Source organism: Bradyrhizobium sp. TM102 (assembly GCF_009176685.1).
Lineage (GTDB): Bacteria > Pseudomonadota > Alphaproteobacteria > Rhizobiales > Xanthobacteraceae > Bradyrhizobium > Bradyrhizobium ottawaense.
The window spans coordinates 1,073,047-1,097,435 of the sequence record NZ_AP021855.1; the positions used below are offsets into that span (position 1 = coordinate 1,073,047).

Genomic DNA, 24,389 nt, shown 5'->3' on the forward strand with positions numbered 1-24,389 from the left:
CTCCGGGACCCATAGCCACAGGGAGACGTTTGGCGAAGACTCGGGGTGACCTGCTCGCCCTACGACTATTCCCTGTGGTTATGGATCCCGGGTTCGCGACTTCGTCGCGCCCCGGGACGACACCATTTGTTTGGACGCGTCTCGCGCATATCGCCCGCGAGTGGAGCGACGCCCTCACACGATCCTCGACGCCTTGTTTCCCCAATACCGGTCCCGCAGCAGGCGCTTGTACAACTTCCCCGTCGGCAGCCGCGGCAATTCCTTCTCGAAATCGACCGAGCGCGGCACCTTCTGTCGCGACAGCGATTTTGCGCAGAATGCGATCAGCTCTTCGGCGAGCGCCTCGCCCGGCACGACATCAGGCATCGGCTGCACCACCGCCTTCACCTCTTCGCCGAGATCGGGATTGGGCACGCCGAACACCGCGGCGTCGGCGACCTTCGGATGGGTGATCAGCAAATTCTCGCATTCCTGCGGGTAGATGTTCACGCCACCGGAGATGATCATGAAGGTGGCGCGATCGGTGAGGTAGAGGAAGCGGTCGGCGTCGACATAGCCGACATCGCCGACCGTGCTCATGCTGCCGTCGGCCGAGCGCGCCTCCCTGGTCTTCTCCGGATCGTTGAAATATTCGAACGGCGAGGCGGTCTTGAACCAGACCTGGCCGGGCGTGCCGGTCGGACATTCCCGCATGTTCTCGTCGAGGATGTGGAGATCGCCGAGCAGCACCTTGCCGACGGTGCCGCGGTGGCTAAGCCATTCCTCGCTGTTGCAGGCGGTAAAGCCGAGGCCCTCCGTCGCGCCGTAATATTCGTGAATGATCGGCCCCCACCATTTGATGATGTCGTCCTTGACCAGCGCCGGGCAGGGCGCGGCGGCGTGGATCGCGATCTCCAGCGAGGACAGGTCGTAGCGGCCGCGCACCTCCGCCGGCAACTTCAGCATGCGCGAGAACATGGTCGGCACCAGCTGGGTGTGGGTGATGCCCCACCGCTGGACGAGCTCGAGGTAACGCTCGGGATCGAAACTCTCCATGATGATCACGGTGCCGCCCATGCGGATCGTGAGGTTCACGGCCGCCTGCGGCGCCGAGTGATAGAGCGGGGCGGGCGAGAGGTAGACCATGCCCTCGCGGTAGTGCCAGAGCTTGGTGAGGAAATCGAACAGCGGCAGATTATGCTTCGGCGGCTCCTCCGGCAGCGGCCGCAGAATGCCTTTCGGCCGTCCCGTCGTGCCGGACGAATAGAGCATGGCGGTGCCGAGCCACTCATCCGCGATCGATGTTGCCGACATATCCGCGGTGACGTCCGCAAGTCCGACGATGCGCTCGCTCTCGCCGGGGCCGTCGGCGACGATGCAGAGCTTGATGTCGGGGCAGGCCTTGATCGCCTCGCGGGCGATGTCGAGCTTCGCCACCGAGGTGATCAGGATCTTGGACTGGCTGTTGACCAGCAGATAGGCGAGCTCGCCCGGCGTCAGGAACGAGTTGATGCAGGTGTAGTACAGCCCGGAGCGTTCGCCGGCGCCGCAGGCCTCCAGATAGCGCGAATTGTTCTCCATGAAGATCGAGTAGTGGTCGAGCCGCTTCAAGCCGTGCTTGCGGAATAGGTGGGCCAGCCGGTTGCTGCGCGCATCGAGCTCGCGATAGGTGACGGCCTCGCCTGTGGCCGCCATGATGAAGGCGGGCTGCAGCGGGCGTAGGCGGGCATGCTGACCTGGGTACATCTATCCTCCGGCTTTGATTTATGCGGCGAGAAGCAGGATTTCGCGCACCTGCGCCGGGCCTTCGATCTTGCGCGGGTTACGCGGGATCCAGTTGGTGCGCATCGCCTGCTCGGCGATGGCGTCGAAATGCTGCGGCGACACCTGCACCTCGGTGAGGCTGCGCGGCATGCCCAGCGAGCGGATGAAGGCATCGAGCACGTCGGCAGCGTCGTGGCCGGGAAAGCCCATGGCGGCCGCGACGATCATCTGCCGCTCGGCATTGGCGTTCGCATTCCAGCGCATCACCGCCGGCAGCATGATGCAGGACGTGTAGCCGTGCGGCACGTCGAAGGCCGCGCCCAGCACGTAGCCGATGCCGTGGCTCGCGCCCATGGGAACGCCGGCCGCGAGCGCGCCCATCGACAGCCAGGTGCCGATCTGCGCGTCCATCCGCGCGTCGAGATCGGCGGGGTCGGCTTTCACCCGCGGCAGCGCGTCGGCGAGCATGGCGAGGCCCTTCACCGCTTGCGCGTCGGCATAGGGATGCGTCTCGCGCGAGCAGATCGCCTCGACGCAATGGTCGATGGCGCGGATGCCGGTCGACAGGAACAGCCATTCCGGGGTGTGCACGGTGATCGCGGGATCGAGGATGGTCGCGCGCGGCACGGCGAGCGGATGCCGCAGCATCTGCTTCACATGCGCAGCTCGGTCGGTGACGCCCGCGATCGCGCTGAATTCGCCGCCAGCGATCGTGGTGGGCACGCTAACCTGGCGCACGGTTGGCGCCGTCATCTCCGGTGCGACGCCCTTGTGCACGCGGATTCGCTCGATGCCGTCGATATCGTCGATGCCGTTGGCGAGGCAAAGCTGCACCGCCTTGGCGCCGTCGGTGATCGAGCCGCCGCCCACCGTGACGATCAGATCGGCGCCGGCCCCGCGCGCCGCGTTTGTTGCCGCGATCACCGCCTCGCGCGGCGTGTGCGCCGGCATGGCATCGAACAGGCCGGCGCAGCGGGGGCCCAAAGCCTGCTTGATCTTCTCGATTTCGTCGGTCTGCCGGTTCAGCGTGCCCGAAACCATCAGGAAGGCGCGGCGCGTTCCCAGCCGGTCCATCTGCGCGACGATGGCCTCAGTTGCAGGATGGCCGAACACGACCTCCTCGATCGCGCCGAAAACGACACGTCCCTGGTGCACGCCTGCCCTCCCGGACAATTCGTCTTGTTTTTGTGAGGGCAATCTAGCCGAGCGGATGGCGTTCGTCATGTGCGAAGGCGCTGGCGCTCTTTCCCTTTCCCCGTGCGGGAAAGGGAAGGACGTTTCCATTCAAGAGCCCGGCGAACAAAGTCCAATCGCAAACCTGCCGGCTATTCAGCGCGTGCCGGGCGGGTTGCCACCCCCTGTCAACCCGCCATCCGGTCAGGGCGCGCTTGGAGCCCTGCACGCGCTTTGGTCTTGAAGTGTTCATCAACTCCACCCATCTTGGGACGCCCGCGGGTAAATGCCTACCCTGCCTTTTCCGCGGCTTTTGGCATGAGGACGATGCGAGGACCTGGGATGGCTGGACCGGATGGAAGCGAGCGACTTGTCAAAAAGCACGAATTCGTCCAGCCGCGGCATTACGCACTCGCGGGCCTCCTCGTCGCTTCGTTCGCGCTCACCGGTTGCGGGCAGCCCACCTCGCAAGCGTCTGCGCCGCCGCCGGCGCCCGTGACGGTCGCCCAGCCGGTCAAGCGCACCGTTACCGATTGGGACGAGTTCACCGGCCGCTTCGAAGCGGTTGAGGAGGTGCAGGTGCGCCCGCGCGTCGGCGGCTTCGTCAACTCGGTCGAATTCCAGGACGGCGCCATCGTGCATCAGGGCGATCTGCTTTACGTGATCGACCCGCGTCCGTTCGAGGCGGTGGCCACGCAGGCGGAAGGGCAGCTGTCGGATGCACGGGCCAAGGTGGAACTTGCCAAGCGCGAACTCGACCGCGGCCTCAGCCTGGTGCAGACCAGCGCGGTCTCCGAGCAGGTCGTCGATCAGCGCCGTCAGGCCCTGCAAGCTGCGCATGCCGCGGAGGTGCAGGCTGAAGGCGCGCTCAAAGCGGCCAGACTGAACATCGAATTCACGCATGTGACGGCACCGTTGACCGGCCGCGTCAGCCGCCATCTCGTCAGCCCCGGCAATCTCGTGCAGGGCAGCGACAATGGCTCTTCGACCCTCCTGACCTCCATCGTCACGCTCGACCCGATCTACGTCTATTTCGACATGGATGAGGCGACCTTCATCAAATACAGCAAGCTGTGGTTCGAAGGGCGGCGTCCGAGCTCGCGCGACACGGCCAATCCGGTGCAGGTGACGCTCGCCGGCGAAACCAAGCCGTCCCATGAAGGCACCATCAACTTCCTCGATAACCGGCTCGACGTTTCGACCGGCACGCTGCGCAGCCGCGCCGTGGTCAAGAATACCGATCTGTCGATCCTGCCCGGCCAATTCGGTCGCGTCCGGCTGATCGGCAGCGCGCCCTATGAGGCCCTGCTGATTCCGGACGTCGCTGTTGCGACCGACCAGTCCCGCAAGATCGTGTTCGTGGTGAAGCCCGACGACACCGTCGAGGCGCGTCCCGTGGTGCTCGGACCGCTGGACGACGGCCTGCGCGTGATCCGCGAAGGATTGAAGGCCGAGGATCGCGTCATCGTCAACGGCATCCAGCGTGCCCGTGTCGGTGCCAAGGTTGCCCCGCAGACCGCGCAAGCCCCGGCCGGTGGCAAGTCATGAATCTCGGTCGTCTCTCCATCAACCAGCCCATCCTGGCGATGGTGCTGTCGATCGTGCTCCTGATCGTCGGTGCGCTCGCCTACACCACGCTGCCGGTGTCCGAATATCCGCAAGTGGTGCCGCCGACCGTCGTCGTCACCACGCAATATCCCGGTGCCTCCGCGCAGACCGTGTCCGACACGGTCGCGGCTCCCATCGAGCAGGAGATCAACGGCGTCGAGGACATGCTGTATCTCTACAGCCAGGCAACCTCGAACGGCCAGCTCACCATCACCGTCACCTTCAAGCTCGGCACCGATCTCGACAAGGCCCAGGTGCTGGTGCAGAACCGCGTCGCGATCGCGCAGCCGCGACTGCCCGAGGAGGTCCAGCGCAACGGCGTCACCACGCGCAAGAACTCGCCCGATATCCTGATGGTCGTGTTCATGCTGTCGCCCGACGACACCTTCGACCAGCTCTACATCTCCAATTACGCGCTGCTCCAGGTCCGCGACCAGCTGCTGCGCCTCGACGGCGTCGGCGACATCCAGATCTTCGGCGCCCGCGACTATTCGATGCGGCTGTGGCTCGATCCTGACCGGATTGCCAATCTCGGCCTGACCTCGGCGGAGGTGCTGGCCGCGATCCGCGCGCAGAACGTGCAGATCGCCGGCGGCCAGATCGCCGAGCCGCCGATCGCCGACCGCGCCTTCCAGCCGAACCTCACCTTCACGGGGCGCCTGAAGGACCAGAAGCAGTTCGAGGACATCCTGATCAAGGCCGGCTCCGACGGCCGCGTCGTTCGGCTGCGCGACGTCGCCCGCATCGAGCTCGGTGCGCTCGCCTACAGCACCAACAGCTTCCTGCTGCGCAAATCCGCGGTCGCCATGCTGGTGACGCAGCGGCCGGGGTCCAACGCGCTCGCCACCGCAAAGAACATCACCGACACGATGACGAGACTCAAGGAGAGCTTCCCGAAAGGCCTCGACTACAATATCGGCTACAACCCGACCGAATTCATCGCTCAGTCCGTCCACGAGCTGATCAAGACCATCTATGAGGCCATGCTGCTCGTCGTCATCGTCGTGCTGGTGTTCCTGCAGGGCTGGCGTCCCGCGATCATTCCGATCATCGCGATCCCGGTGTCGCTGGTCGGTACCTTCGCGGTGATGGCGGCGCTGGGCTTCTCGATCAACAACCTCACACTGTTCGGCCTCGTCCTCGCGGTCGGCATCGTGGTCGATGATGCCATCGTGGTGGTCGAGAACGTCGAGCGGCATCTCGAGCATGGCATGAGCCGGCGCGATGCCGCGCTCAAGACGATGGAGGAGGTCGGCGGCGCGCTGGTCTCGATCGCGCTGGTGCTCTGCGCGGTGTTCGTCCCGACCGCCTTTCTGGGCGGTATTTCCGGGCAGTTCTTCCAGCAATTCGCCGTCACCATTGCGGTTGCGACCGCGATCTCCTGCTTCTGCTCGCTGACGCTGTCGCCGGCGCTGGCCTCGCAGATCCTGGTGCCGCACGAGGAGAAGCAGCCGCCGGCAAGCTGGAATGTCATCGCGCGCGGCTGGAATGCCTTCACCGGCGTATTCAATCGCGTGTTCGACCGTCTGGCGCACGGCTATGCCGGCCTCGCCAATTTCGTGATCCGGCACTCGGTGGTGATGATCCTGATCTATGTCGTGCTGATCGGAAGCGCCGGCTGGTTGATCGCGACCACGCCGCAAGGCTTCATCCCGGCGCAGGACCGCGGCTACGTCATCGTATCCGTGCAATTGCCGGGCGCGGCTTCGCTGGCGCGCACCACCGAGGTCGTGCGCGAGATCGAGCGGATCTCGCTGGACACGCCGGGCATCGTTCGTGTCGCCGCCTTTGCCGGCTTCTCCGGTGCCACCCGCACACAGGCGGGCAATGCCGCCGCGCTGTTCCCGGTGTTCGACGAACCAGAGGCGCGGATCAAGAAAGGATTGACGGCCAACGCCATCACGGTCGAGCTGCGCAAGCGCCTGTCCGCGATCCAGGGCGCCTTCATCATCGTGATCCCGCCGCCGGCCGTGCCTGGCATCGGCACCGGCGGCGGCTTCACCATCCGCATCCAGGACCGTCAGGGCCGCGGGCCTGAGTTGCTCGCCGCGGCCACCGACGAGCTTGTCGCCGCGGCGCGCAAATCGCCCTCGCTGCTCGGCCCCACGGTGTTCTCGCCGTTCTCGGCCAACACGCCGCAGCTCTTCGTCGACATCGATCGCACCAAGGCGCAGAAGCTCGGCGTTCCCATCTCCAATATCAACGACACGATCCAGAGCTATTTCGGATCGACCTATGTCAACGACTTCAACCTGTTCGGCCGCACCTATCACGTCACCGCGCAGGCCGACTTCCCGTTCCGGAAAGAGCCCAGCGACCTCGCACGCCTGCGCACACGCAACGCCTCCGGCGACATGGTGATGCTCGGCAGCGTGGTCGAGTTCAGGGATGTCTCGGGTCCCGATCGCGTCGCGCGCTACAATCTCTATGCCGCGTCCGAGCTCCAGGGCGAGCCGGCGCCGGGCACCAGCTCGACCACGGCGCTCAACACCATCAAGAAGCTCGCGGACGACACCTTGCCGAGCGGCTTCACCTTCGAATGGACCGATCTGTCCTACCAGCAGATCACCGGCGGCAATGCCGGCCTCTACGTGTTCCCGATCTGCGTGCTGTTCGTCTACCTCGTGCTCGCTGCGCAATATGGCAGCTGGACCTTGCCGTTCGCGGTGATCCTGATCGTGCCGATGTGCCTGCTCGCCGCCACCATCGGCGTGCGCATCATGGGCCAGGACGTCAACATCCTCACCCAGATCGGCTTCGTCGTGCTGGTGGGACTGGCGGCCAAGAACGCGATCCTGATCGTCGAGTTCGCGCGCGACATCGAGAACGAGGGCAAGCCGCGGCTGGAAGCCGTCATCGACGCCTGCCGCTTGCGCCTGCGGCCGATCCTGATGACCTCCTTCGCCTTCATCCTCGGCGTCTTGCCATTGGTGATATCGAGCGGCTCCGGCTCGGAGATGCGGCAGGCCGTCGGCGTCGCCGTGTTCTTCGGCATGATCGGCGTCACCCTGTTCGGCCTGTTGTTCACGCCGATCTTCTACGTGGTGGTGCGGAACCTGGCGGAAGGGCGGAATGAGGGGAAGAAGCCGGAGGTGGTGGCTTCCTAGTTGTCGGTGGTGGCCACTTGCGTCCCCTCACTCACGGTGTCGTCCCCGCGAAAGCGGGGACCCATAGCCACAGGGAGCAGCTTGGCGAAGGCTCGGAGTTACCAGGTTCGCCCCAAACCTCTTCCTGTGGCTATGGATCCCGGATCTTCGCTTCGCTCGTCCGGGACGACAGCTCATTTTGTCGCGCCACCCTCGATGCCAATTGGCACACGCCCATACTAACGACCAACTTGAAATGGATGGGCAGGCGCGGGGTTCTTCCCTAGTATCCGCGCGATTTCAAAACAGAAAACTGCTGGGAGATAACAGATGAAATCAGCACTTTTGGCCGCCGTCGCAACCTCTGCTCTGGTGCTGGCGGCGCCGGCCTCCGCGCAAGGCGTCAAGATCGGCATCCTCAACGACCAGTCCGGCGTCTATGCCGATTACGGCGGCAAATGGTCGGTCGAGGCGGCCAGGATGGCGATCGAGGATTTTGGCGGCGAGGTGCTGGGTCAGAAGGTCGAGCTCGTCACCGCCGACCACCAGAACAAGGCCGACCTCGCGACCTCGATCGCGCGGCGCTGGTACGACGTCGAGAACGTCGACATGATCACGGAGCTGACGACCTCCTCGGTCGCGCTCGCGATCCACGAACTGTCCAAGGAAAAGAAGAAGATCGACATCGTCGTCGGCGCCGCCACCTCACGGCTGACAGGCGATGCCTGCCAGCCCTACGGCTTCCACTGGGCCTACGACACCCGCGCGCTCGGCGTCGGCACCGGTGGTGCGCTGACCAAGGCCGGCGGCGACACCTGGTTCTTCCTCACCGCGGACTACGCCTTCGGCTACGCGCTGGAGAAGGACACCAGCGAGATCGTCACCGCCAATGGCGGCAAGGTGGTCGGCTCGGTGCGCGTGCCGCTCAACTCCTCGGACTTCTCCTCGTTCCTGCTGCAGGCGCAGAGCTCGAAGGCGAAGATCGTCGGCCTTGCCAATGCCGGCCTCGACACCACCAATTCGATCAAGCAGGCGTCCGAGTTCGGCATCGTCGCCAGCGGCCAGAAGCTCGCCGGCCTGCTGATGACGCTCGCCGAAGTAAATGGCCTCGGCCTCCAGGCTGCACAGGGCCTGGTGCTGACCGAAGGCTATTACTGGGACGTCAACGACAAGTCCCGCAATCTCGGCGAACGCTTCCTCAAGCGCACCGGCCGGATGCCGAACATGATCCAGGCCGGCACCTATTCGGCGACGCTGAGCTACCTGAAGGCGGTCAAGGCGGCAGGTACCAAGGATCCGGATGCGGTTGCCAGGAAGCTGAAGGAGCTGCCGGTCGACGACGACTTCGCGCAAGGCGGCAAGGTGCTCGAGAACGGCCGCATGATCCACGACATGTATCTGTTCGAGGTCAAGAAGCCGTCGGAATCGAAGAAGCCCTGGGACTATTACAAGCTGCTCGCCACCGTCCCCGGCGACAAGGCCTTCTTCACCGCCAAGGACAGCGGCTGCCCGCTGACGAAGTAGGGGCGAGGATCGCGCCAATAACTCAGTGTCGTCCCGGACAAGCGCAGCCCTTGGCAACGCGTAGCGTTGTCGAGGGCGAAGCGCAGATCCGGGACCCATAACCACAGGACTGTGTGGTTACGGGGACTCGGAGTGATCGGCTCGCGCTACAACTTCGTCCTGTGGTTATGGGTCCCGGGCTCGCTTCGCGCCCCGGGACGACAGCGGAACGTGTGGCCGCGGCCCCCGCCTCACACCAGCCGCAACACCACTGCACCCAGCGCGCCGGCCCACAGTGCGATGGCGGCGATGCCTTGGATCATGAAGCCCGGGCCGCGCTTGGCTGCCGCTTTCGAATAACCGATGAAATAGACGATGCGGCCGATGATCCAGACGGCGCCGATCCCCGCCGCGATGCCGTCGCCGATATAGACCGCGAACAGCCAGAGCGCCGGCAGGACAATCGGCATCCATTCCAGCGTGTTCGCCTGGATGCGGAAGGCGCGTTCGAAATCCGGATGGCCCGACATCGCCGGCACCTTGACGCCGGTCTTGGTGCGCGCGCTCGAGACGTTGATGGCGGTGAAGAAATAAAATGCGATCGCCAGCAGCGTGACGAGAGCGGTGAAATGATACATCGCTGGTTCCTTCAAACAGACCGCGCTTCAATACCCGGTCAGCTCGAGATAGCCAACGCCGTCATGCGTCCCGGCAAAGCTGATCGGCCCCTCCCAATAGGAGAAGCCGGTCCCCATCCAGGCCCCGGGATTGAGCGGCTTGCAGTGGATCGAGAACGATCGCGACGGGATCGCGATCTGCCATTCCACCGGCAGCTTGCGTCCCGCAACCTCCGCCGTCGCTTTCGGCATCATCTGGATGTCGCCGCCGGCGATCATCTGCGTTTCGCCGGCGGCGCTGATCCAGTTGCCGAAGGGATAGTCTTTGCCGTCCTTCTGCCGCAGCCGGTACAGCATCAGCTTGTCGCCTGACGACAGATGCAGCGACAGCCAGTCCCAGCCGGTCTGGTCGGCGTCGAGCGGCTGGCTGCTCCATTCGCGGTCCATCCAGGCCTGGCCCGAGACATCGACCGGCTTGTCGTCGATGGTGAGCGTGCCGCGGGCGCGGTAGAACGGCTGGCTGTAATAATAGGACGCCTGGCCACGCTCCGATTTGCGGCTGTAGCCGCGATCGCCTTGCAGCACCACAGCGCGATCGGCCTCCAGCGTCAGTGCGTAGCTGAAATCTGTGCTGGACGCCCTCAGCGCCAGCGGCGCCAAAGTGCGGTCATCGGTTCGCTCGAGAGCCTTCATCTCCCAATCGTCGATCCAGGCATCGAACGGCTTGGCCGTGACGCCGGCCTGGCCGACGCCGCCGCGTGAAAAGACTTCGTTGAAGCGGTGGGTGTCGGCGCGCGTTACTGCGGCATGCGCCATCCAGACCTGCTGATTGGCCCAGCCTTCGCCTTGAGGGCCTGGCTGGGCCGCCTGACGGAACAGCGTCCATTGCAGGCCGCAAGCCGCGCCGCTGCCGTCGATGAGGTTTGCCGTCAGATACCACCATTCGATGCGAAACCCCGGATGCGGCCCGTGATCGCCAGGAAAGGCAAACAGCTTTCCCGGCGTCACCTTCTCAAAGCCATCCGCTTTCTCACCGAGCCCCGCATAGCCTTGCGCGCTGGCGCGGCGTGCGAGGGCCAGCGCAGCGATGCCGCCGGCGAAGGCGCGGCGCGACATGCGATCAGCGTTCATTGGCAAACACCTTGACGAGATTTGCCGGCTGCATCCGCGCCAGCCGTGCCACCGGCAACAGCGCCGCCAGCAGCGACGCCAACAGCGCGACCGCGACCAGCTCGACCAGTTGCAGCGGAAACACGTGGAACGGCAGCCGCCAGCCGAACGCCTTCACGTTCACGATCGCGATCAGGCACCACGCCACCAGGAGCCCGAGCGGAACGGCCAGCAGCGCCGTGAACAGCGCCACCGACAGCGTCTTGGTCAATTCGATCGCGGCAAGGCGCGGCCGCGTGATGCCGATCGCCCATAGCGGCGCGAGGTGCGGCAGGCGGGAGTTCGCCAGCGTCAGCAGGCTCGTGAACAGCGCGATCCCGGCGACACCGAGTGTGAAGGCGTTCAGCGCCGAGGTCACTGCGAAGGTGCGGTTGAAGATGCGGATCGATTCGGCCTTCACCGTCGCCTGGTCGGCGACACTGCGGTCGTCGAGTGCAAACTGTTTCTGCAACGCCGCGATCAGGCCGGGGATATTCTCCTTCGCGACGATCAGGCCGATCCGCGTCTGCGGCGTCTGCGGAAACTGCCGGATCAGCGCCGCGACGTTGACGGTCAGCTGCCCCTTAGGGTTGCCGTAATCGGCATAGATGCCGACGATGTCGAGCTCCCAGGTCCCGCCCGGCGCCGGCACCTCGACGACGTCGCCGATGCGGACGTTGAGGCGGCGGCTGAGCTGCTCGCTGATGAAGGCGGCATTGCCCGGCACGAGCCGGCTCCAGCCGCGCGGCGCGGTTTCCAGCAGCGGCCAGCGTTCGCGATAGAGCGCGTGATCGGGCAGGCCGAGCAGCTCCACCGGCTGGCCCTGAACCTGCGCCTCGGCGCGGCCGCCCGACAGGAGCGCCTGCACGTCGCTGCGCTCGCGCAGCCAGTTGCGGATGGCAACGCCTTGCGCATTGTCCGAGGCGCTGATGTAGACGTCGGCGGCGAGCCGACCGTTGAGCCAGCCGAGGAAGGTGCGGCTGAAGGTTTCCACCATGGTGGACACGCCGACATTGACGGCGAGCGCGAGCAGCAGCGCCATCAGCGCCAGCGACAATCCGGAAAGCTGCTGCCGGCTGTCCGCCCAGAACCACAGCGCAAGCGGCTTCCTCGCGGCGCGCTGGCCCGCGAGCAGGATGATCTCGAGCAGCGCCGGCAGGATCAGGGCCGCACCGAACATCAACGCCGCCAGCACGCCAAAGCCTGCGATCAGCGATTGCCCGTACTGGAGCAGCAGCAGCGCGACCGCGAACACGGCGCAGGCGGCCAGACTTTGCAGGATCAGCCAGCGGCGCTGCCTCTGCTGCCAGGCGCGCGGCTGCGCCGTCGCCAGCACCGGCATCCTGATCGCCTTGATCAGGCTGGTCGCCGCCGCAACCAGCGCGCCCGCAATGCTGATGCCGATGCCGGCGAGCCACCATTCAGGCTGTAAGGTCAGCTGCCCCGGGATCTGTGCGCCATAGAGCCCGCGCAGTGATGCCGCGACGTCGGGCAGCAGCACGGCCGCGATGAAATAGCCGCAGACGAGCCCGATCAGGCCGGCGATCAGCGCCAGCGCTACGAGCTCGATCACCAGCACGGTGTTGACCAGCCGCGCCGAGGCGCCGCAGGCGCGCAAGGTCCGCAACATCGGCAGCCGCTGCTCGAAGGCGAGGCCGACGGCCGAGTTGACGATGAACAGGCCGACGAAGAACGACAACAGGCCGAACGCCGTGAGGTTGAGATGAAAGCTGTCGGTGAGGCGCTCCAGCTCGGTCTCCGCGTTCGGCTCAACCAGCTGCAGCCGGTCGCCGACCACGCTTGCCAGCAGCGCAGGCTTGCTCCTGGGCTTGCCGATCAGAAGCCGCGAGACCTGATCCGGCTTGTTCAGCAGACGCTGCGCCACGCCGATATCGACCACCAGCACGCCGGGCGCGAGCTGCGGCAACACGCGCAGCGGCGGCAATGTCGCGCCGTTGCTGATCGGTGGCGCCGCGCCTTCCGTTTCCTGCAAGTCGCTCAGCGTCTCCCGCGCCACCAATGTCTGGCCCGGCGGTGCAACAAAACTGCCTAGATCCGCAGCACCGAGACGCGGTGCGTTGCCGATTTCGACCGGCAGGGTGACCGGCTCGATCCCGAGCAGCCGCACCGAGCGTCCGTTGATCTGGACCCGCCCCTCCAGCGCCGGCGACACCGGCCAGCCGGCACGGCGGAGTTTGATGAACAGCTCCTGGGGAAATGTCGCGCCAGCAGGCGCGATCAGCATGGCGGTGCGGGCGCCGCCGAACGTCGCCGCGGCGCGGTCATAGGCATTGCGGGCCTGCTGGTTGATGGCCTGCACGCCGCTCCACAGCGCGGTCGCCGCGATCAACCCGACCAGCAGCGTCGCGAACTGCATCTTGTGACGCCGCCAATGGCTGAGCAGCACTGCGAGCACCCAGAGCGCGCGTCTCATGCGATCCGCCCCGCATGCAGGGTGAGGTGGCGGTCGAGCGTGCCGGCCAGATGCAGGCTATGGGTCACCATCAGGAAGCCGCAGCCGGTGCGCGCGACGAGGTCGCGCGTCAGCGCCAGCACGTTTTCGGCCGTGGCCTCGTCGAGATTGCCGGTCGGCTCGTCCGCCAACAGCAGCGAGGGCTTTGTCGCCAGTGCCCGGCCGATCGCGACCCGCTGCTGCTGGCCGCCGGACAATTGCTCGGGATAGCGCTTCAGGAGAGGGCCGAGGCCGAGCCGTTCGACCAGCTCCTTGGTCCAGGCTGCATCGTGACGGTCGGCGATCCGCGCCTGGAAAACCAGATTGTCCGCGACCGACAGGCTCGGGATCAGGTTGAATTGCTGAAAAACCAGGCCGATCTGGTCGCGCCGCAAGCTGGCGCGCCCTGCATCGGACAGCGCGGTGACTTCGGTGTCTTGCAGCCGGATCGTGCCGCCATCGGCGGCATCGAGTCCCGCGATCAGGTGCAACAATGTGCTCTTGCCGCTGCCGGACTCGCCGGTCAGCGCGACGCGTTCACCCTCCTTAAGGTCGAGATCGACGCCACGCAGCACATGGACCGGTTCGCCGGCCGAGGAGAAAGTCTTGGAGAGATTTCGGATGCTCAACACGATGAATGGCGCCGGGCGGAATTAGCGGAATTGCTGCGTAGCACACTTGCTGCGGAATTGCCGGGTTGCGTTGGTCTCGAAGCCGTTGTTAGCTCCCAAGACAGCCAAATCAAAAAAGTGCCAAAAGACATCGACGGGGGAGAATCATGAGCGTTGAGGGAACGACGGAGGTGGTCGGCAAGACGATCGGGACCAAGGGAACGCCGAAGGGCGCCTGGACCGTCACCTTTCTCCTCTTCCTCTTCATGGTCGTGAACTTCGCCGACAAGATCGTCGTCGGTCTCGCCGGCGTGCCGATCATGACCGATCTGAAGCTCACCCCGGAGCAGTTCGGCCTGCTCGGCTCCTCGTTCTTCTTCCTGTTCTCGATCGCCGCCATTGTGGTCGGCTTCATCGTCAACAAGGTGCCGACACGCTGGGTGCTGCTCGTGCTCGCAGTGATCTGGGCGCTGGCGCAGTTTCCGATGGTCGGCACCGTCTCCTTCACTACGCTGCTGATCTGCCGCATCGTGCTGGGTGCCGGCGAGGGCCCGGCCTTCTCCGTCGCCGCGCACGCGATCTACAAATGGTTCCCCGACGAGAAGCGCACGCTGCCGACCGCGATCCTGTCGCAGGGCTCGGCCTTCGGCGTGATCCTGGCGGTGCCGGCGCTGAACTGGGTCATCGTCAATCATTCCTGGCACTATGCCTTCGGCGCGCTCGGCGTGGTCGGCCTGATCTGGGTTTGTGCCTGGCTCGCGCTCGGCAAGGAAGGCCCGCTGGAGGACACGCAGGTCCTGGCCGCGACCGAGCAGAAGATCCCTTACTTGCAGCTTCTCACCTCTCGCACCTTCATCGGCTGCGTCGCGGCGACTTTCGGTGCTTATTGGGCACTCTCGCTCGGCCTGACCTGGTTCACGCCGTTCATCGTCAAGGGGCTCGGCTTCTCGCAGAGCCAGGCCGGCTTCATCTCGATCCTGCCCTGGGTGTTCGGTGCCACCATCGTCATTCTTACCGGGTGGATCTCGCAGGTGATGATGGCGCGCGGCTACAACACCCGCGTGGCTCGCGGCGTGCTCGGCTCGGTGCCGCTGGTCATCGGCGGGCTGATTCTGGCGATGATGCCGCATGTTCAGGGCGCGGGCTTGCAGATCGCGCTGCTCGTGGTCGGCTCTGGCCTGTGCGGGGCGATCTATGTCGTCTGCCCGCCGATGCTCGGCGAATTCACGCCGACGTCGCAGCGCGGCGCGATCCTCGCGATCTATGGTGCGCTCTACACGCTGGCCGGCATCATCGCGCCGGCCGTGATGGGGGCGATGATCCAGCGTGCCGGCAGCACGGTCGATGGCTACATGGCCGGCTTCACCATCAACGCCGTGATCATGGTCGGCTCCGGCCTGCTCGGCCTGCTGCTGCTGTGGCCGAACTCGGAAAAGGCCAGGCTGACGCGCGGTGCGGCGCCGCAGGCAGCATCGTTGAAGGGTGCGGTCTCGCCCACGTAAGGGGGCGGGCGAGGGTTAGATAGAGGCCGCCGGCCACAACCCCAACTGTCGTCCCGGACAAGCGAAGCGCAGATCCGGGATCCATAACCACAGGGAGGGGTTTGGCGACGACTCGGAGTTATCAGTTTAGCCCCATAACCGCTCCCTGTGGTTATGGGTCCCTGCGTTCGCAGGGACGACACTGAGAATGAGGCGCGGACTTCGCGCCTCACTCACCATCAGCTGCTAATTCACCCCCTGCGCCCCGCGGATCAGCTTCCCCGGCCGGCGGCCCGTGGCCTCGCCATTCCGCCGCGTCACCACGCCTGAGACGATCGTCGCCTCGTAGCCGTCGACGTCCTGCAACAGCCGCCGCCCGCCGACCGGCAGATCGTAATGCACCTTCGGCGGATGCAGGTGCAGACGGTCATAGTCGATCACGTTGACGTCGGCCTTGTAGCCGGGCGCAATCAGGCCGCGATCGGTGAGGCCGACCGAGAGCGCCGTCTTGCGCGACTGCGCTGCGACCACGAACGGGATCGACAGCTTCTCGCCGCGCGTGCGGTCGCGCGTCCAATGCGTCAGCAGATAGGTCGGGAAGCTGGCATCGCAGATGATGCCGCAATGCGCGCCGCCGTCGGACAGGCCCGGCACCGATTGCGGGTCGATCAGCATCTCGCGCGTCGCATCGAGATTGCCGTCGGCATAGTTCAGGAACGGCACGTAGAGCATGCCGCGGCCCTGGTCCGACAGCATCGCGTCATAGGCGAGCTCTTCCGGCTGACGGCCCTGCTTGCGCGCCTGCGGCCCCAGCGCGTTCTCCGGCGGCTGCTCGTAATCGGGGGGATCGCCGAGCAAAAACATCTTGTCGTAGTTGGGCCGGAAGAACAGCGGATCGTCGGTGGCGGTTGCCGTCTCGCTCAGGATTGCCTTGCGCACGTCGGCCTGGTGCAGCCGCGCCAGCCGCTCCTTCAAGGGAAGATGCGCGATCGCCTTGTAGCTAGGATGGGTCTGGAACGGATTGCGCGACAGCTCGAGCCCGAGCAGCAGGCCGACCGGGCGCGCCGCGATCTGCGCGGTGATGGAGAGGCCGCGCTTCGCCGCCGCATTGATCTCGTCCAGCGTCTGGCGCCAGCGGTTTGGCGATCTGTCGTTCTGCGTGATCGAGAACGAGATCGGACACTTCGTCGTGTCGGCGACCCGCAACATCATCGGCAAATCTTCGTGGATGGTGGAGAGATCGAGCACGAATTGCAGCACGCTGCGGCCCTGGCTGTGCATCGCCCCGGCGATCGCGGTGAGCTCGTCTTCGCCGGCCTTTAGCGTCGGCGTGAAGTCGCCGGTGGAGGTGCGGTGGTTGAGCGTGCGCGAGGTCGAGAAGCCGAGCGCGCCGGAGCGAACCGCCTCGCCCGCGAGCTTGGCCATTGCGGCATTGTCTTCGGTGGTCGAGGGGTCGCGGCGTGCGCCGCGCTCGCCCATGACATAGACCCGTAGCGCCGCATGCGGCAGCTGCGCACCGACATCGATGTCGAAATCGCGCTTGGAGAGCCAGTTCATGTAGTCCGGAAAGCTCTCCCAGGCCCAGGGAATGCCGGCGCTCAGGACGGGCTCGGGAATGTCCTCGACGCCTTCCATCAGCTGGATCAGGCGGGTGTGGTCGGCGGGCTTGCACGGCGCGAAGCCGACGCCGCAATTGCCCATGATCGCCGTGGTGACGCCGTTCTGCGACGACGGCGTGATGTCCTGGCTCCAGGTGACCTGGCCGTCGTAATGGGTGTGCACGTCGACGAAACCCGGCGTCACCAGCTTTCCGCGTGCGTCGATTTCCTCGGCGCCTTTGCCAGAGACCTTGCCGACCTCGCTGATCCTGCCGCCGGTGATGGCGACGTCGGCCTCGAACAGTTCGCCGCCGTTTCCATCCGCAACGGCGCCGCCGCGGATGACGAGATCAGGGGTGCTCATGTGTTTCTTCCCGTTTTTGTTTTTCTAAGTCTTCTTTCGTCGTCCCGGACAAGCGCAGCGCAGATCCGGGACCCATAGCCACAGGGAGGAGTTTGGCGAAGACTCGTAGTTGGCAGCTTCGCTCCACAACCGCTCCCTGGGGTTATGGGTCCCCGCCCCCCGTGCGCAATTGCGCACTAGGCGGGGACGACGATTGAATTTGTGGCAGCCGCTCTCGCTCCTCAAGAACCGCCTTGTCGCTTCCGCTCCGTGAACGGGGACAGCGTCACCGTCGCCACCATGAACACCACCGACGCGCCGAACACCCAGTGTGGCGCACTCTGGTCCATGATCCAGCCGAACAGCAGCGGGCTGATGATGCCGCCGAGATTGAAGCCGGTGGAGACGATGCCGAAGGCGCGCCCCGCAGCGCCGGGAGGAGCCGCATTGCGCACCAGCATGTCGCGCGAGGGGGCGATCACGCCGGACAGAAAGCCCGCCGCCGTCATCGCGGCAGTCAGCGCCCAGCCGGGCAGCGTCACCAGCGCGATCAGCAGCACGATTGCCGCGTTCACGGCGAAGCAGGCCGCTGCGACATAGCCATGGCGTTCGGTGTGATCGGCAAGGAAACCGCCGGCCAGCACGCCGGCGGCGCTGGCGCCGAGGAATGCCGTCAGCATGACGTTGGCAGCCGAGTAGGACGTTCCATAGCCGCTCATCAGCGCGACGACGCCGAAATTGTTGATACCGGCGACCGACAGGCTGAGCAGCATGAACAGCGCGGTCAGCACGATCAGCGCGGGCGTGATGACAGCCTGCTTCGGCGCGTTCTCCGCGCCTGGCTTCTTCTTGCTGGCGCCGGCGTCGGGAATGTTCATGACGAGCAGCAGCAACGCCACCGCAATGCCGATCGCACCCGAGGCGATCAGCGCGCCGACGCCGCCCGACAGGGTGACGAGTGCAGCCACGATTGCCGGCGCCACCGCGCCGCCAAGAAACCCGGCAAAGGTGTGGATCGAAAAGGCGCGGCCCATCCGTGCCTCGTCCATGTGCTCGGCCAGGATCGCGTAGTCGGCGGGGTGATAGACGCTATTGGCGAGACCCAGCAGCACGGCGCAGGCGATCAGCGAGGCGTAGCTGAGGTGCAGACCGAGCAGGATCAGCGCGAAGCCGCCGAGCGTGAGGCCGGCCAGCAGAATTCGTCGCGCGCCAAAATGGTCGACGAGATAGCCGGTCGGCGCCTGCGTCAATCCGGACACCACCGCGAACACGGTGAGCGCGAAGCCGAGCTCGATATAGCCGACGCCGAGCTGAGCCTTGAGGAACGGGAACAGCATCGGCAGGACCAGCAGGTGGAAATGGCTGACCCAGTGCGCGATCGAGATTCCGGTCAGCGTGCGTAGCGCGCTGTCCGCCTTGCCTTGCTGCGGTGCGGCGAGAACGTCGACCATTGCAATTCCGGTTTCACTTCCTGGAAGGCGCGCAAACTATCGGGGAGAGCGGTTATTTGTCCATGAACGCAGGCGCATGGCAGGTAGTGCGGGTGGGGATTCCATCCCCGCTGTCGTCCCTGCGAACGCAGGGACCCATACCGCGTGATATCTCGATTGTGACAGGTCGCAGTACCGGACGGCGATCCCCCGCCAACTTCTCCCTGGGGTTATGGGTCCCTGCGTTCGCATGCGTTCGCAGGGACGATGGCGGAGAGTGGGGCGCTAGCGTCAGATCATAGCCCCCCTCAAAACGACTCGTCATCCGGACCGTAGCGGTCGCGCTTGGGCGTCGCGATGTCGCCGTCCTCGTAGTCATCGTCATCGAGCGGAGGCGGGGGTATCTTCACCTTGTCTTCCGCCCGCTTTTTGTCAGCGATTTTGGGCGGCTCGCTTGGCTTGCCGATCTTGGCCATGGCTGTTCCCGGATGGTGATGCTGCATCCGATCCTATCCGGAACATATGTGTAGTTTCTGACCTATCGCAAGCAGGGCCGTCAGTGCACGAGCGGCCCGCCCGCCTTCTTCCAGGCATCCACGCCGCCGGCGATATGGGCGGTGTTGGAAAGGCCGGCCGCCTTGGCGGCGGCCACCGCCATCGCCGAGCGCTCGCCGAAGGCGCAGAAGAACACGATGCGGCGGCCGGTGGCAGCGGCGACCTCGCGCAGCATGCCGCCGGGCTTGAGGCTCTCCTCGACGGACGGATAGGGCGTATGCAGCGCACCTTCGAGCATGCCGTGCTTCATCCGCTCGTTGGTCTCGCGCAGATCGACCAGCAGCATGTCGGGCCGGCCGAGAATGCGGATCGCCTCGACCGCGCTGAGCGCGCGGCCTTCCTTCTCCAACTCCTCCTGATGCAGGCCGACATGCATGTTGGCGGGCACCGCCACGTCCATCATCTTCGGATTGGGCAGCTTCAGGTTGGCCATCAGCTCGATATATTCGTCGACCGAGCGCACCTGGAGCCGCGGGTTGTAGCGCTTCTCCTCGCCGATGGTGGAGACGGTGTCGCCCTTGTAGTCGTGCGCCGGAAACACCATCGTCTCGTCCGGCAGCTTGAGCAGCCGGTTGAAGATCGAATCGTACTGGGCGCGCGAGGAGCCGTTCTGGAAATCGGTGCGGCCGGTGCCGCGGATCAGCAGCGTGTCGCCGGTGAAGACGCGGTCGCCCATCAGGTAGGAATAGGAATCGTCGGTGTGGCCGGGCGTGTACATCACGTCGAGCGACAGGCCCTCGATCGTCACCTTGTCGCCGTCGGCGACCCGCATCGCCACAACGTCGGCCTTGGTCTGGTCGCCCATCACGGTCATGCAATGGGTGCGGTCGCGCAGCTCGCCGAGGCCGGTGACGTGGTCGGCATGCAGATGGGTGTCGACCGCCTTGACCAGCTTGAGGTCGAGCTCGCGCAGCAATTGGCAGTAGCGATCGACCTTCTCCAGCACCGGATCGAGGATCAGCGCCTCGCCGCCGGGGCGGCTGGCAAGGACGTAGCTGTAGGTGCCCGAAACGCTGTCGAAGAGCTGGCGGAAGATCATGGCAGGACCCGGCGTGGAACTGATTGCAAATTCTACTACGCCACGGGTCGAAAAGAGAAGCAAGTCACTGTGTTGGGAGGGAAATATGGAATATTATTTTGCATAACTCGCTGTCGTCCCGGCGAAGGCCGGGACCCATAACCACAGGGAGCAGTTTAGGGCAGATCAGTCGTTCGGTACTCCTACCAGCCCCTACCGATAGATCACGCGGTATGGGTCCCGGCCTTCGCCGGGACGACGAGGGAGGGTGTTGCGGAAGACGCTACGGCCTCACCACCGTATACCCATTCTCCGCCAGGAACAGGATCTGCCCGACCCCGACCTGCACCGGTGTTGCCGCGGGAATGAATTCCGGCCGCTTGCCCGTCTCGCGCTCGATCGTATCCACCGTGTTGAGACAGATGTCGAAGCGCACGCCCTGCGCGATCAGGCTCTCGACCTGCTTGCGACGCTCGCTGCCGGACAACAGGAGATCGACGCCGGGGCCGAACGCGACGACCTCGATCGCGATCTTGTCGGGGTCGTACGCCTTCAAGAGATTGTTGGCGACGCTGAGCACCAGCGCCTGCTTCCTTGCATCACCGTCGGAAAGCTGCAGCACGATCCTGTGCTCTGCGAACGGCTTGTCCTGAAGCGGCACCTGCTGCGCAAATGCTGGCACCGCCGCCCAGGCCAGCAGCGTCAGCAGCATCGCGCGAAACAGTTGCGCCCGCATCATCCTTGTCCCGCAATACCCGGATTGTCCTCGACGCCTCTCAGCGTCACGCCGGAGCCGAGCCGCTCCTGAAACATCCGGCCCGAGCGCAGATATTTGCCGACGACGTCCCACACCGGCGCGCCTTGCTGGCCGTTGACCGAAGCCCAGCCTGCGACCTTGTAGCGGTGGCTGGCGCTGAGCGCCTTGCCGCCATGGAGTTTCACTTCCGAGATGCGGCCGCCGATCGCGGCGGTCGGCGTGCAGGTGTAGCTGAGTCCACCGGCGCGCACCATGTCGCCGCCCTGCTGATAATAGGGATCGGCGTTGAAGAGGTTGTCGCAGACGTCTTCCAGCACGTCCTTGATCTGGGCTCCCGTCATCTCCTGCACATAGGTCTCGGGATAGGTGATCGCAGTTTCCGCGAGCAGATCCTCCATGGTCAGGGCCTGGCCCGACAGCGCGGTGACGCCCCAGCGGAACCCCGGCGACAGCGCGATCTCGGCATCGAGCTCGGTGCGGAGCGCCGTGCAGATCAGCTCGTCGACCGGCCCGGAGAAATTGCCGCGCCGATAGAGCAGGCGGTCGGGCGTTGCGATCTTCGCCGACCAGTCGGTCACATGCGGCGCGCGCAGCCGGCCAATCAGCTCGGCCATTCCGGGGTCGGGCTTCAGCAGCTCGGAATAGACCGGCAGGAGATGATAATGAATGTCGCTGACCTTGCCCTTGTCGATCGCGAGATCGAGCACGGCGAGGAATTTCCCGTTGGAGCCGGCATTGGTGACGAGCGTGGTGCCGCCGGCGTTCTTCACGGCGATGGGCTGCGGCACGGCGTCATGGGTATGGCCGCCGAGAATGACGTCGATGCCGGTGACGCGGCTTGCGAGCTTGAGGTCGACGTCCATGCCGTTGTGCGACAGCAGGATGACGGCATCGACCTTGTCGGTGCCGCGCAAGGCATCGACATGCTTCTGCAACTCCTCCTCGCGGATGCCGAAGGTCCAGTCCGGCGTGAACCGCTTGGGGTGCGCGATCGGCACGTAAGGGAAGGCCTGGCCGACGATCGCGACCCGGTGACCGCCGATCTCCTTGATCATCGAAGGCTTGAACACGCGTCCCGTGGCCTTGTCGAAGGCGGGAGCGTCGTTGAACGCGGCTTCCTCGGTCAGGAACACGTTCTGCGCCAGAAACTCGCCCTTGAAGCGCTCGAGATTGTCGCGCAGCGTCTGCTCGCCATAGGTGAATTCCCAATGCCCGGTCATCGCTTCGATGCCGAGCAGATTGGCGACCTCGACCATGTCGCGGCCCTGCATGACGTTGGCAAGCCCGGTGCCCTGCCAGAGATCGCCGCCGTCGACCAGCAGCGAGCGCTTCTCGCCGACATCGCCGCGCAAGCGGTCGACCAGCGTCTTCAGATGGGCAAAGCCGCCGAGCTTGCCGAAGCGGCCTGCAGACTTCTCGAACTCGACACAGGTGAAGGCATAGGCATCGGCGCTGTCGGGACGGATGCCGAAACGATCGAGGAAGGCGCGGCCGACCAGATGCGGCGGCCGCCCGGCCATCTCACCGACGCCGATATTGATGCTGGGCTCGCGGAAATAAACCGGGTTGAGCTGCGCATGCGTGTCGGTGATGTGCAGGATGCGCGCGTTGCCGAAGCGCTCGAGGTCGTAAATGCTCGCGGACTCAGTGCCCCGCGCAAGCCGCGGCAGACTGAGCGATGCAGCGGCAAGGCCTGCGCTCTTCAGGAAATCGCGGCGGCGGATCGCCATATCAAAATTCTCCGCGCCCTCAATGTCGCAAGACTGTTTCAGTTGATGCCAGTCTAGCGGATTTCCATCGCCTTCCAGGCTTCTTTTTCAGAGGTCGCCTGGAAGATCGACGCCTTTGCCAGCGCCTCGGCCTCCCTGGCTGCGGCGGTGGCGCGGTCGAAATCGCCGCCATCCGCCGCTTTCCTGGCCGCGGCCAGCGTCGAGACAGTCACGGTCCACTGGTTGCGCAAGCCGGCAGCCTCCTTCGATGCGGCTTCAGCGGTGGCATAGGCCGCCTTGTAGTCCGCTTCATTTGCCGCGCGCGCCGCTGACGCGAGGCCGAGCGCCAGCAGCATGGCGAGGGGAAATGACCGCTTCATGGCCGCGCTCCCGGTCCTGATATCGGCAAGCCGTTGGCGACATAGGACAGGAAATATTCGACGTCGCGATATTCGTCCGATTGCGGCTCCAGCGGAACCGCGCGGGTCTGGCTGTTGCAGGTGACGAAGCGGCGGCTGGTCGTGCCCATGCCGCTCCATTCGGAGCGGTAGATCGGCATCGCGTTCAAAATGCCGAGCGCCGGCGCCAGGATCTCGGCGCGGATGCGCTCGCCCGGGCTCTGCACATGGCAGCTGGCGCAGGAGAAATTCATCTGGCCACGTCGCGTGTAGAAATAACGCTTGCCGTTCTCGAACGCGGCGAGCGCGCGGGGATCATCGGGGATCTTGATGTCCATCGGCTTGCCACGCGAGGTGAAGGCCATGTAGGCGGTGAGCGAGGCCATCTCGTCCTTGACGTAGGAGTAGGGCGCCTCGCCATTGGCCTCGCGGCAGCGGTTGAGCGCGAGCTCCAGCGTGACGACCTTGCCCTCCTTCTCGTCGAAGTAAGGATAGTTCTGGCGGATGCCGACGCCCCCGTTGGAGAAGCAATCGGCATAGGTCTTGCCGTTCTTGAACGGAGTGGCAAACATCTCCTTGCCGGCATCGAGCGCGAACTCATAAGGAGGGAATTCCTCCTTCTCCTGCCACTGCCGCTTCATGTCCGCGTTCATGGAATACGGACCGTTGACGAAGTCCTCGTGCTTCACGTCGGGAAATTTCTGGAAGAAGAAGTTCTGGAACGCCTTGGCGTCGGCAACGGGATCGACCTTGTCGGCCGCGACGACGCGCGGAGAGGTGAGGGCGAACGCCACGAGCGCGGCGCTGAGCGAGCCAAGCAGCAGGGCAGATCGGGTCTTCATCACGAAATCTTCGCGGTGGTCGTATCCGACGCACCCTTGTTGTCGGTCCAGGAGATCTTGAGGTCGTCGCCCTTCTTGGCGCCTTTGAAGCTGAATTTGACATAGGGGTCCTTGGAGACCGCAGTGCCCCAATCGGCGACGAAGACGTCCTTGCCGTTACATTCGAATTTCAGCTGCTGGATGAAGTGCGCGGGGATCAGCTCACCCTTGGGATCCTTGACCAGGCCGGTATCCATGGGGTGCTGGATCAACGCCTGCACCTCGGTGATGTCGCCATTGGATGTTGCGCGCACGCGAATGCTTGATGCCATCGGAC

General features: G+C 65.1%; 19 protein-coding genes. 4 read left to right on the forward strand and 15 right to left on the reverse strand.

The genetic code is table 11. The features are described from left to right. Positions 1-174 precede the first annotated feature (174 nt). Both GDN70_RS04985 and GDN70_RS04990 read right to left on the reverse strand, forming a co-directional pair. A complete protein-coding gene (locus tag GDN70_RS04985) occupies positions 175-1,725 on the reverse strand; it encodes an AMP-binding protein (RefSeq protein ID WP_038970724.1) in 1,551 nt (516 codons plus the stop codon). An 18-nt stretch (positions 1,726-1,743) separates the two neighbouring features. Further along, on the reverse strand, positions 1,744-2,898 hold the full coding sequence (locus GDN70_RS04990) for an iron-containing alcohol dehydrogenase (protein WP_173015933.1): 1,155 nt from the start codon (positions 2,896-2,898) through the stop codon (positions 1,744-1,746). 360 nt (positions 2,899-3,258) lie between these two features. Here GDN70_RS04990 and GDN70_RS04995 point away from each other — a divergent pair, with 360 nt between their 5' ends. The 3 genes from GDN70_RS04995 to GDN70_RS05005 all read left to right on the forward strand — a co-directional run bounded on the left by GDN70_RS04995 (position 3,259) and on the right by GDN70_RS05005 (position 9,134). After that, complete coding sequence (locus GDN70_RS04995) at positions 3,259-4,464, forward strand: efflux RND transporter periplasmic adaptor subunit (protein WP_161966293.1); 1,206 nt, start codon at positions 3,259-3,261, stop codon at positions 4,462-4,464. Next, positions 4,461-7,631, forward strand: a complete 3,171-nt coding sequence (locus tag GDN70_RS05000; protein ID WP_028139693.1) for an efflux RND transporter permease subunit — start codon at positions 4,461-4,463, stop codon at positions 7,629-7,631. The genes GDN70_RS04995 and GDN70_RS05000 overlap by 4 nt, the downstream gene beginning before the upstream one ends. Positions 7,632-7,940: 309 nt before the next feature. Further along, positions 7,941-9,134 carry an ABC transporter substrate-binding protein gene (locus GDN70_RS05005; RefSeq protein WP_028139694.1) on the forward strand — a complete coding sequence of 398 codons (1,194 nt, stop codon included), beginning with the start codon at positions 7,941-7,943 and terminating at the stop codon, positions 9,132-9,134. A 230-nt stretch (positions 9,135-9,364) separates the two neighbouring features. Here GDN70_RS05005 and GDN70_RS05010 read toward each other — a convergent pair whose 3' ends face one another. Genes GDN70_RS05010 through GDN70_RS05025 form a run of 4 tightly spaced genes read right to left on the reverse strand, consistent with a single transcriptional unit; the run spans position 9,365 to position 13,963 of the window. Next, positions 9,365-9,751, reverse strand: a complete 387-nt coding sequence (locus GDN70_RS05010) for an MAPEG family protein (RefSeq protein ID WP_038946835.1) — start codon at positions 9,749-9,751, stop codon at positions 9,365-9,367. Between the two features lie 27 nt (positions 9,752-9,778). Beyond that, positions 9,779-10,861 (reverse strand): lipocalin-like domain-containing protein, encoded by a 1,083-nt coding sequence (locus tag GDN70_RS05015; protein WP_152102235.1) that lies wholly within the window; start codon positions 10,859-10,861, stop codon positions 9,779-9,781. Further along, positions 10,851-13,313 carry an FtsX-like permease family protein gene (locus tag GDN70_RS05020; protein ID WP_152102236.1) on the reverse strand — a complete coding sequence of 821 codons (2,463 nt, stop codon included), beginning with the start codon at positions 13,311-13,313 and terminating at the stop codon, positions 10,851-10,853. The genes GDN70_RS05015 and GDN70_RS05020 overlap by 11 nt, the downstream gene beginning before the upstream one ends. Next, on the reverse strand, positions 13,310-13,963 hold the full coding sequence (locus tag GDN70_RS05025) for an ABC transporter ATP-binding protein (protein WP_152102237.1): 654 nt from the start codon (positions 13,961-13,963) through the stop codon (positions 13,310-13,312). Before GDN70_RS05025 ends, GDN70_RS05020 begins: the two co-directional genes overlap by 4 nt. Positions 13,964-14,109: 146 nt before the next feature. Between GDN70_RS05025 and GDN70_RS05030 the strand changes: the two genes are divergently transcribed. Beyond that, a complete protein-coding gene (locus GDN70_RS05030; protein WP_152102238.1) occupies positions 14,110-15,444 on the forward strand; it encodes an MFS transporter in 1,335 nt (444 codons plus the stop codon). A 225-nt stretch (positions 15,445-15,669) separates the two neighbouring features. Here GDN70_RS05030 and GDN70_RS05035 read toward each other — a convergent pair whose 3' ends face one another. The 9 genes from GDN70_RS05035 to soxZ form a co-directional block, all read right to left on the reverse strand. Beyond that, on the reverse strand, positions 15,670-17,385 hold the full coding sequence (locus GDN70_RS05035) for an amidohydrolase family protein (RefSeq protein WP_152102239.1): 1,716 nt from the start codon (positions 17,383-17,385) through the stop codon (positions 15,670-15,672). Between the two features lie 221 nt (positions 17,386-17,606). Then, complete coding sequence (locus GDN70_RS05040; RefSeq protein ID WP_152102240.1) at positions 17,607-18,815, reverse strand: MFS transporter; 1,209 nt, start codon at positions 18,813-18,815, stop codon at positions 17,607-17,609. Between the two features lie 287 nt (positions 18,816-19,102). Next, entirely contained in the window at positions 19,103-19,270 is a 168-nt protein-coding gene (locus tag GDN70_RS05045; protein WP_162832267.1) for a hypothetical protein, read from the reverse strand. Between the two features lie 80 nt (positions 19,271-19,350). Further along, positions 19,351-20,388, reverse strand: coding sequence for an MBL fold metallo-hydrolase (locus GDN70_RS05050; RefSeq protein WP_028139702.1), 1,038 nt, complete (start codon positions 20,386-20,388; stop codon positions 19,351-19,353). A gap of 262 nt (positions 20,389-20,650) precedes the next feature. Further along, positions 20,651-21,106: a hypothetical protein gene (locus GDN70_RS05055; protein WP_152102241.1), complete on the reverse strand. Its 456-nt coding sequence runs from the start codon at positions 21,104-21,106 to the stop codon at positions 20,651-20,653. Then, on the reverse strand, positions 21,103-22,854 hold the full coding sequence (gene soxB / locus GDN70_RS05060; protein WP_028139704.1) for a thiosulfohydrolase SoxB: 1,752 nt from the start codon (positions 22,852-22,854) through the stop codon (positions 21,103-21,105). Before soxB ends, GDN70_RS05055 begins: the two co-directional genes overlap by 4 nt. Positions 22,855-22,907: 53 nt before the next feature. Then, positions 22,908-23,213, reverse strand: coding sequence for a hypothetical protein (locus tag GDN70_RS05065; protein ID WP_028139705.1), 306 nt, complete (start codon positions 23,211-23,213; stop codon positions 22,908-22,910). Then, on the reverse strand, positions 23,210-24,073 hold the full coding sequence (gene soxA / locus GDN70_RS05070; protein WP_028139706.1) for a sulfur oxidation c-type cytochrome SoxA: 864 nt from the start codon (positions 24,071-24,073) through the stop codon (positions 23,210-23,212). Before soxA ends, GDN70_RS05065 begins: the two co-directional genes overlap by 4 nt. Beyond that, positions 24,073-24,384 carry a thiosulfate oxidation carrier complex protein SoxZ gene (gene soxZ / locus GDN70_RS05075; protein WP_028139707.1) on the reverse strand — a complete coding sequence of 104 codons (312 nt, stop codon included), beginning with the start codon at positions 24,382-24,384 and terminating at the stop codon, positions 24,073-24,075. The genes soxA and soxZ overlap by 1 nt, the downstream gene beginning before the upstream one ends. Between the last annotated feature and the right edge of the window lie 5 nt (positions 24,385-24,389).

Bases quoted from the DNA above. Each gene is read 5' to 3' on its own strand.
- GDN70_RS05045 (WP_162832267.1), bottom strand. From the start codon at position 19,270: ATGGCCAAGATCGGCAAGCCAAGCGAGCCGCCCAAAATCGCTGACAAA.
- GDN70_RS05030 (WP_152102238.1), top strand. From the start codon at position 14,110: ATGAGCGTTGAGGGAACGACGGAGGTGGTCGGCAAGACGATCGGGACC.
- GDN70_RS04995 (WP_161966293.1), top strand. From the start codon at position 3,259: ATGGCTGGACCGGATGGAAGCGAGCGACTTGTCAAAAAGCACGAATTC.
- GDN70_RS05040 (WP_152102240.1), bottom strand. From the start codon at position 18,815: ATGGTCGACGTTCTCGCCGCACCGCAGCAAGGCAAGGCGGACAGCGCG.
- GDN70_RS05065 (WP_028139705.1), bottom strand. From the start codon at position 23,213: ATGAAGCGGTCATTTCCCCTCGCCATGCTGCTGGCGCTCGGCCTCGCG.
- GDN70_RS05055 (WP_152102241.1), bottom strand. From the start codon at position 21,106: ATGATGCGGGCGCAACTGTTTCGCGCGATGCTGCTGACGCTGCTGGCC.
- soxA (WP_028139706.1), bottom strand. From the start codon at position 24,073: ATGAAGACCCGATCTGCCCTGCTGCTTGGCTCGCTCAGCGCCGCGCTC.
- soxB (WP_028139704.1), bottom strand. From the start codon at position 22,854: ATGGCGATCCGCCGCCGCGATTTCCTGAAGAGCGCAGGCCTTGCCGCT.
- GDN70_RS05005 (WP_028139694.1), top strand. From the start codon at position 7,941: ATGAAATCAGCACTTTTGGCCGCCGTCGCAACCTCTGCTCTGGTGCTG.
- GDN70_RS04985 (WP_038970724.1), bottom strand. From the start codon at position 1,725: ATGTACCCAGGTCAGCATGCCCGCCTACGCCCGCTGCAGCCCGCCTTC.
- GDN70_RS05015 (WP_152102235.1), bottom strand. From the start codon at position 10,861: ATGAACGCTGATCGCATGTCGCGCCGCGCCTTCGCCGGCGGCATCGCT.
- soxZ (WP_028139707.1), bottom strand. From the start codon at position 24,384: ATGGCATCAAGCATTCGCGTGCGCGCAACATCCAATGGCGACATCACC.
- GDN70_RS05010 (WP_038946835.1), bottom strand. From the start codon at position 9,751: ATGTATCATTTCACCGCTCTCGTCACGCTGCTGGCGATCGCATTTTAT.
- GDN70_RS05000 (WP_028139693.1), top strand. From the start codon at position 4,461: ATGAATCTCGGTCGTCTCTCCATCAACCAGCCCATCCTGGCGATGGTG.
- GDN70_RS05035 (WP_152102239.1), bottom strand. From the start codon at position 17,385: ATGAGCACCCCTGATCTCGTCATCCGCGGCGGCGCCGTTGCGGATGGA.
- GDN70_RS05020 (WP_152102236.1), bottom strand. From the start codon at position 13,313: ATGAGACGCGCGCTCTGGGTGCTCGCAGTGCTGCTCAGCCATTGGCGG.
- GDN70_RS05050 (WP_028139702.1), bottom strand. From the start codon at position 20,388: ATGATCTTCCGCCAGCTCTTCGACAGCGTTTCGGGCACCTACAGCTAC.